We start from the raw sequence: 7,814 nt of genomic DNA, 5'->3' as shown, positions 1-7,814 counted from the left end.
CGGCGGGAACCGCTGCGGGCGAGGGGGGGGGGGTTGGCGTGCCTCGGGGGAGAGGGGGGGTTTTTTCTGGCTACGTCTTCCCGCGGGCTGTGGGCGGTCGCCGGGCCCCCCCCCCCGGAACCCCCCCACGGCGGCGACCCCTAAGCAGGGATGTTCGGGATCAGCGTCGCCCGCGCGTACACGGTCTCGCCCTCCCGCAACTGCAGCGCTTCGCTGTCGCCGCGGGTGACCTGGGCGGCGAACAGGTCCCCGGTCGCGGCGTTCCGCAGCTCGACCCGCACCTCGAAGCCGAGGTGCACGACGCGCTCCACCGTCGCGCGCGTGACACCGGCGGATTCGGCGGTGCCCGCCTTCTGCGCGACCGCCATGCTCGGGTCCCTGCCCACGCGAATGTCGTGCGGGCGCACCAGCTGACCGTTGAGCTTCGCGACCGGTCCGAGGAACGACATCACGAAATTGTTCGCCGGGCTGTCGTACAACTCCCGCGGGGTGCCGACCTGCTCGATCCGACCCCGGTTCAGGACCGCGATCCGGTCCGCGACATCGAGGGCCTCCTCCTGGTCATGGGTCACCAGGACCGTGGTCACGTGCACCTCGTCGTGCAGCCGCCGCAGCCAGGTGCGCAGGTCCTCCCTGACCTTCGCGTCCAGCGCGCCGAACGGCTCGTCGAGCAGCAGCACCTGGGGGTCCACCGCCAGCGCCCTGGCCAACGCCATTCGCTGACGTTGGCCGCCCGACAGCTGCGCCGGGTAGCGGTGCTGAAAGCCGTCGAGACCGACGATCCCGAGCAGCTCGCCGACCTTCTTCTCGATCTCCGGCTTCGGCCGCTTGCGGATCGTGAGGCCGAACGCCACGTTGTCCCGGACGGTCATGTGCTTGAACGCCGCGTAGTGCTGGAACACGAACCCGATGTCGCGCTTCTGCGGCGGCACCCCAGTGACGTCCTTGCCCGCGATCGTGATCGTGCCCGCGTCGGGGTGCTCAAGGCCGGCGATCGACCGCAGCAGCGTCGACTTGCCCGACCCGGACGGGCCGAGCAGCGCGGTCAGCGAGCCCGACGGGATGTCCAGCGACAGATTGTCCAGTGCCGCGAAGTCGCCGTAGTTCTTCTGGGCGCCGATGACGGAAATCATGCCTTGCTCCTCTTGCGATCCAGCAGCGTCATCAGCAGCAGCGTCACCAGGGCGATGCCCATCAGCAGCGTCGCCGCGCAGTACGCGCCGTAGGTGTTGTGGTCGTCGATGTAGCGCGAGTGCACCAGCAGGGTCAGGGTCTGCGAGACGCCGGGGAAACCGGACGACACCATGATCACGGCGCCGAACTCGCCCAGCGAGCGGGCGACCGTCAGCACGATGCCGTAGGTCAGGCCCCAGCGGATCGCGGGAAGGGTGATCCGCCAGAAGGTCTGCCACTTCGAGGCGCCCAGTGTCGCGGCGGCCTGCTCCTGCTCGTCACCGATCTCGTGGAGCACCGGCTCCACCTCGCGCACCACGAACGGCAGGGTCACGAAGATGGTCGCCAGCACCATCCCCGGCAACCCGAAGATGACCCGGAACCCGAGCGAGTCGAGGCCACCGAACCAGCCGTTGACACCCCACAGCAGGATCAGCGATACACCGACGACGACCGGCGACACCGCGAACGGCAGGTCGACCACCGCCTGCATCAGGCCGCGGCCGGGGAAGCGTCCCCGTACCAGAGCGAGCGCGGTGATCACCCCGAAGATGACGTTGATCGGCACCACGATCGCGACGATCAACAGGGACAGGTTGAGCGCCGAGATCGCCGCGGGCGTCGAAATCGCCTCGAAGAAGGCGACGATACCGCGCTCAAAGGTGCGCCACAGGATCACCATGATCGGCACCAGCAGCAGCAGCGCCAGGTAGCCGAGGGCGGCGACCCGCAGACTCAGCCGGGTTGGGGTGGACACGTTCACGACGCCTGCTCCTCACGACGCTGGTTGCGGCTCGCGAACACCCGCAGCACCAGCAGGGTCACGAAGGCGATCGCCAGCAGCGCCACCGAGACGGCCGCGGCGTCCACCGGCCGGTCGATCTCGATCAGCTGTTGGATTCGCTGCGAGGTCACCTGCGTCTCGCCCGGGATGTTGCCGCCGATCAACACCACCGAACCGTATTCGCCGATCGCGCGGGCGAACGCCAGGCCCGCGCCGCTGACGATCGCGGGCGTCAAGGTCGGCAGCACGACCTTGACGAAGATGGTCCAGTTGCTCGCGCCGAGCGAGGCGGCGGCCTGCTCGACCTCGCGGTCCGTCTCGATCAGCACCGGCTGTACCGACCGGACGACGAACGGCAGTGTCACGAACGCGAGGGCGACGACAAGACCCGGCTGGGTCGCGTTGAGCTGCACGTCAATCGGGCTGTTCGGCCCGTACAGGGACAGCAGCACGATGCTCGCGACGATGGTCGGCAGGGCGAACGGGAGGTCGATGAACGCATTGACGATCCGCTTGCCGGGGAACTCATCACGCACCAGCACCCACGCGATGAGCGTGCCCATGACCACGTTGATCAGCGCAACGACCACCGACACCAGGATGGTGACGCGCAGCGAGGCCAACGACGCGGGACTGGTGACCGCGTCCCAGAATCCGGCGAGTCCGTCTTCGAACGAGGTCACCGTCAACGCCGCGAGCGGCAGCAGCACGATCACGCTGAGCCACAGCATCGTTACGCCGATCCCGAGCGGACCGACGGTGCCGGTGACGGTGAACCATCGGCGGCGCCGTCGCGGCGGTGCGGCGGGGGCCGGCGTGGACTCGGTCGGCGGGGTGGCGACGATCTCGGACACCGATCCCTCCGTCATCGTGGAGTCGGACATGGCGAGGCTACCGGTTCGCGGCTTCGTAGATCACGGCAATCGACCCGCTGCCCTGCGTGAACAGGGTCTCGTCGACGGCCTTCCAGCCACCGAGATCCGCGATCGTCCACAGGGTTTCCGGGGCGGGGAACTCGTCGGTGAACTCGGCGGCGACGGCCGGGTCGACGGGACGGAATCCGGCCTCGGCCCACAGCGTCTGGGCCTCCGGCGTGAACAGGTAGTCGCGGAACGCGGTCGCCTGCTCAAGCGCCTTGCTGTTCTGCAGCACCGCGACCGGGTTCTCGATCTTGAAGGTGACCGGCGGGGTGACGTGCTCGACGGGATCACCGTTCCGTTCGGTGAAGATCGCCTCGTTCTCGTAGCTGATCAACACGTCACCGCTGCCCTGCAGGAACGTCTCGGTGGCCTCACGACCCGACTTCGGCTGCACCTTCACGTGATCGGTGACGAGTGCCTTCACGTAGTCGAGCCCGGCCTGCGGATTGGTCCCGCCGTCGCTCTTGGCCGCGTACGGCGCGAGCAGGTTCCACTTCGCCGAGCCGGAACTGAACGGGTTGGGGGTGACCACCTCAACGCCGGGGGCGAGCAGGTCATCCCAGTCCCGGATGTTCTTCGGGTTGCCCTCGCGCACCACCAGGGTGACGACCGACCCGAACGGAATCCCGTTGTAGGCGTCCGCGTTCCAGTCCGGGCTCACCAATCCGGCATCGACCAGGCGGGTGATGTCGGGTTCGACGGAAAAGTTCACGACATCGGCCCGTGCGCCGTCCTTCACCTTGCGGGACTGGTCGCCGGAGGCACCGTAGGACGGCTGGACCTTCACGTCGGCGCCCGCCTCGGTGTCCCTGAATCCGGGGAGAATTCTGTCAAAACCGGGCTTGGGCACCGCGTACGCAAACAGGTTGACGGTGCCGCCGCTGCCGTCACCGGAACCGGACTCACCGCCTACCACGTCGCTCGACCCGCCTGCGCAGGCCGTCAACGCGACCGCTCCCGCGGTGAGGGCGGCGGCAAACAGAACGCCGGAGCGGGTGAGTCGGGCACGAACACTCATCGATATGCCTTTCACGGATTCGCCGCGCACGGCGAGGGAAGTTCGGTCATCGCGACCGCCGCGACCGCCGCCGCCGAGGTGGGCTGCGGTGGTTCGCGGGCACAGGAATGTGGGAAAGGTGCCCTCTGCGTGGGGCGGACGGGCCGGCTCAGTCGAGCAAGGCGGAGGAGATCAACAACAGTCGATGTCGGCGACTGCGAGCATGCCGACAGCGATCAACGCCAGTTCATGGCGGACCTGGTGTACGGCAGTGGCAGACACGCGGACGAATCTAGCAGAGCGCGTGGTGATGAATCCAACAGGCGGGCGTTCACCCGATCAGCGGGTGAACAGCCACCCGACGAGGACCAGCACCAGCAGGACGATCAGGACGAGGGTGACGCGGGAACGGGGCATCAGGGCTCACCGACCCGGGCCGCGTCGCCGGACCGGGCCCGGTCCCGTCCGAGCAGGGTCAGGGCACGGGCCAGCGTGATGTCGAAGACCCTGGCGAGCCCGTACGCGGCGGGCAACGCGACAACCAACACCAGCAGGAGCTGCGGAACGTACGGTAGCCCGATCAGCCACAATTCGAGGCCGTCCCACCAACTGGCGATCTGATTCACGCCCCCACCCTACGCGGCACCGTCGAACGTGAACGATGGCCCCGCCGTCAGCGGTGAACGACGGCCCCGCCGTCGAACGTGAACGACGGCCCCGCCGTCAGCGGTGGACGACGGCGCCCACCGAGCCGATGATATGCAGATGACGGCCACCGACCCCGACGTGCACGGCCGGATCACCGGCGCCGAGACCCTCCCCGCGAACCTTCCGGCGACAATCGAGCCCGCACCCCACCGCACCACCTTCCCGCCGATCGACGACTACGCGTTCCTGTCGGACTGCGAAACGACTTGCCTGATCGCCCGCAACGGGTCGGTCGAGTGGATGTGCGTGCCCCGGCCCGATTCGCCGAGCGTGTTCGGGTCGATTCTCGATCGCAGCGCCGGGCACTTCCGGATCGGGCCGTACGGGCAGAACGTGCCTGCCGCCCGCCGCTACCTGCCGGGCGGGCTGATCGTGGAGACCACCTGGCAGACCGAGACCGGGTGGCTCATCGTCCGCGACGCCCTGGTGATGGGACCGTGGCACAACAACGAGCAGCGTTCGCGCAGTCACCGCCGCACCCCGACGGACTGGGATGCCGAGCACATCCTGCTGCGCACCGTGAAGTGCGTCAGCGGCGTGGTGGAACTGGAGATGAGTTGCGAGCCGTCATTTGACTACCACCGTGTCCCGGCGAAATGGGAGTACACCGGCGCGGTGTACGAGGAGGCGACCGCCACGGGTGACGGCAGCGGTCTCGGCGCCAACCCCACCCTGCGCCTCACGTCCAACCTGAAGCTGGGCCTTGAGGGCAGGGAAGCACGGGCGCGGACCCGGATGCAGGAAGGCGACAATGTGTTCGTCGCACTGTCGTGGTCGAACCTCCCTGCACCGCAGTCGTTTTCCGATGCCGCCGAGAAAATGTGGAAGACGGCGGAATGCTGGCGGCAGTGGATCACCATCGGCCGGTTCCCCGACCACCCGTGGCGTGGCTACCTGCAGCGCAGCGCACTGACCCTCAAGGGCCTGACCTACTCCCCGACCGGCGCACTGCTCGCGGCGTCGACCACCTCCTTACCGGAAACGCCAGGCGGGGAACGGAACTGGGACTACCGGTACGCATGGGTTCGGGATTCGACGTTCGCGCTGTGGGGCCTCTACACCCTCGGACTCGACCGGGAGGCCAACGACTTCTTCGCCTTCATCTCCGACGTTTCGCAGGGCGAGGACGGGCACCCGCACCCGCTGCAGGTGATGTACGGGATCGGCGGCGAGAAGACGCTTGAGGAGGCCGAACTCGACCACCTGTCCGGGTATGACGGGGCCCGGCCGGTCCGGATTGGAAACGGCGCATACAACCAGAAGCAGCACGACATCTGGGGCACCATGCTGGACTCCGTGTATCTGCATGTGCGGTCACGGGACCAGGTCCCGGACGCGCTGTGGCCGCTACTCAAGCGGCAGGTGGAGGAGGCGATCAGGCATTGGCGGCAGCCGGACCGCGGGATCTGGGAGGTGCGCGGCGAACCGCAGCACTTCACCTCGTCGAAGGTGATGTGCTGGGTGGCGCTCGACCGGGGCACGAAGCTCGCCGCGCTGCGCGGCGAAAAGTCGTACGCGCAGCAGTGGTCGGCGATCGCGGACGAGATCAAGTCCGACATCCTCGAGCACGGCGTCGACGAGCGTGGCGTGTTCACCCAGCGGTATGGGCACCCGTCGCTGGACGCGTCCCTGCTGTTGGTCCCACTGCTGCGGTTCCTGCCCGCCGACGATCACCGCGTCCGCGCCACGGTGCTGACCATCGCCGACGAGCTCACCGAGAACGGCCTGGTGCTGCGCTACCGCGTCGACACCACCGACGACGGGCTGTCCGGCGAGGAGGGCACGTTCACGATCTGCTCGTTCTGGTTGGTGTCGGCGCTGGTGGAGATCGGCGAACTCGCCCGAGCGAAGCGGCTGTGCGAACGGCTTCTCGGCTATGCCAGCCCGCTGAAGCTGTACGCGGAGGAGATCGACGCCCGCACCGGTCGACATCTCGGCAACTTCCCACAGGCGTTCACGCACCTCGCCCTGATCAACGCGGTCGTGCACGTGATCCGCGCCGAGGAGGCCGTGGACACCGGTACCTTCCAGCCCGCGCACTCCCCCACCTAACCGGACCGCCCACCCCCGACCGGCCCGCACCCCCCGACCGGCCCCGCACCCCCGACCGGCCCCGCACCCCCGACCGGCCCCGCACCCCCGACCGAATGTGGTATTCGATCAGTCTGACTGACCGAATTCCACATTCGGTCAGTCCGGAGGGCAGTCAGGTCAGGCCGGAGGGCAGTCAGGTCAGGCCGGAGGGCAGTCGATCGGGGTCAGGCGAAGCGGGCCAGCAGCCGCTCCGCGTCGGACGCGATCGTGCGGACCACCTCACCCGCCGGCCGGATCTCGTTGACCAGCCCGGCCGCCTCGCCCGCGTAGACGACGGCCAGATCCGGGTTGGCGGGGTCGTAGGCGTCCGCAAGGGTCTCGTTGTCCGCGCCGCGCTCGTGCCAGGTGCCGGTGAACTCGTTGACCAGCGCGCGGCCACCCCACCGGGCGGGCCACGGCTGGTCCCTGGCCTGGTCGAAGACCGAGGTGTAGACGGTGTCGGCGGAATCCGCGTCCACCAGCTTCTGCTGGGCGAACTCGGGGCCGATGGTCTCCGGGCTGGCCAGCAACGCCGTTCCGACCCAGGCCCCCTCGGCCCCGGCCGCGAGCACCGCGGCCAGCCCGCGTCCGGTGGCGATGCCGCCCGCGGCGACGACGGGAAGGTCGGTCGATTCGAGGATTTGCTGCAGCAGCGGCAGGGTACCGATCCGGCCGGTGTGCCCGCCCGCCTCGGTGCCCTGGGCGACCACGAAGTCGACCCCGGCGGCCTCGACCACCCGCAGGTCCTCGAGGGTGTTGACCTGCGAGCAGACCAGCGCGCCCGCCGACTTTGCCCGCGCAACGAACGGGGCAGGGTCGCCGAATGACAGCGAGATCACGGCGGGGCGGGCGGCAATCGCCGCGTCGAGCAGTGTGTCGTTGTCGTGCAGTGCCCAGGTCATCAGCCCGATTCCCAGGTCACCGCCGATCGCCTTGGCGACGGCCGACTCGGCCGCGACCCAGTCCGGGGTGGCGTACCTGGCTGCGCCGAGCAGACCGAGGCCACCGGCCTTCGACACCTCACCGGCAAGGGCACCGCCCGCCCGTCCACCCATCGGGGCGCCGAGAATCGGCACCTCGAGTCCCAATGTCGTCGTCAACCAGGTCTCGAGCACACCGACTCCATTCCGCGACTTCGTCGCACCGTGAGTGATTTTTG

At 68.7% G+C, this 7,814-nt stretch carries 8 protein-coding genes; 1 reads left to right on the top strand and 7 read right to left on the bottom strand.

What is annotated here, in order from left to right:
• Positions 1–140 precede the first annotated feature (140 nt).
• From ACFWQG_RS05285 to ACFWQG_RS05260, 6 genes are all read right to left on the bottom strand, one after another.
• Positions 141–1,133, bottom strand: coding sequence for a sulfate/molybdate ABC transporter ATP-binding protein (locus tag ACFWQG_RS05285; protein ID WP_378506536.1), 993 nt, complete (start codon positions 1,131–1,133; stop codon positions 141–143).
• Positions 1,130–1,936, bottom strand: coding sequence for a sulfate ABC transporter permease subunit CysW (cysW, locus tag ACFWQG_RS05280; protein ID WP_378506535.1), 807 nt, complete (start codon positions 1,934–1,936; stop codon positions 1,130–1,132). Before cysW ends, ACFWQG_RS05285 begins: the two co-directional genes overlap by 4 nt.
• A complete protein-coding gene (gene cysT / locus ACFWQG_RS05275; protein ID WP_378506534.1) occupies positions 1,933–2,841 on the bottom strand; it encodes a sulfate ABC transporter permease subunit CysT in 909 nt (302 codons plus the stop codon). Before cysT ends, cysW begins: the two co-directional genes overlap by 4 nt.
• Before the next feature lie 7 nt (positions 2,842–2,848).
• The gene (locus tag ACFWQG_RS05270; RefSeq protein ID WP_378506533.1) at positions 2,849–3,895 is read right to left on the bottom strand and encodes a sulfate ABC transporter substrate-binding protein; all 1,047 of its coding nucleotides are present in this window, start codon (positions 3,893–3,895) and stop codon (positions 2,849–2,851) included.
• Between the two features lie 171 nt (positions 3,896–4,066).
• Complete coding sequence (locus ACFWQG_RS05265) at positions 4,067–4,156, bottom strand: Ms4533A family Cys-rich leader peptide (RefSeq protein WP_354003507.1); 90 nt, start codon at positions 4,154–4,156, stop codon at positions 4,067–4,069.
• Between the two features lie 134 nt (positions 4,157–4,290).
• The gene (locus ACFWQG_RS05260; RefSeq protein ID WP_378506532.1) at positions 4,291–4,500 is read right to left on the bottom strand and encodes a hypothetical protein; all 210 of its coding nucleotides are present in this window, start codon (positions 4,498–4,500) and stop codon (positions 4,291–4,293) included.
• A 139-nt stretch (positions 4,501–4,639) separates the two neighbouring features.
• Here ACFWQG_RS05260 and ACFWQG_RS05255 point away from each other — a divergent pair, with 139 nt between their 5' ends.
• On the top strand, positions 4,640–6,634 hold the full coding sequence (locus ACFWQG_RS05255) for a glycoside hydrolase family 15 protein (RefSeq protein ID WP_378506531.1): 1,995 nt from the start codon (positions 4,640–4,642) through the stop codon (positions 6,632–6,634).
• A gap of 206 nt (positions 6,635–6,840) precedes the next feature.
• Here the strand turns inward: ACFWQG_RS05255 and ACFWQG_RS05250 are convergent, their stop codons facing one another.
• A complete protein-coding gene (locus ACFWQG_RS05250; RefSeq protein WP_378506530.1) occupies positions 6,841–7,770 on the bottom strand; it encodes an NAD(P)H-dependent flavin oxidoreductase in 930 nt (309 codons plus the stop codon).
• Positions 7,771–7,814 lie beyond the last annotated feature (44 nt).

This window comes from Rhodococcus sp. NPDC058532 (assembly GCF_042719255.1).
Lineage (GTDB): Bacteria > Actinomycetota > Actinomycetes > Mycobacteriales > Mycobacteriaceae > Rhodococcus_G.
Note: the sequence above shows the minus strand (reverse complement) of the source record. Positions and strands in the feature narration are given on the sequence as shown.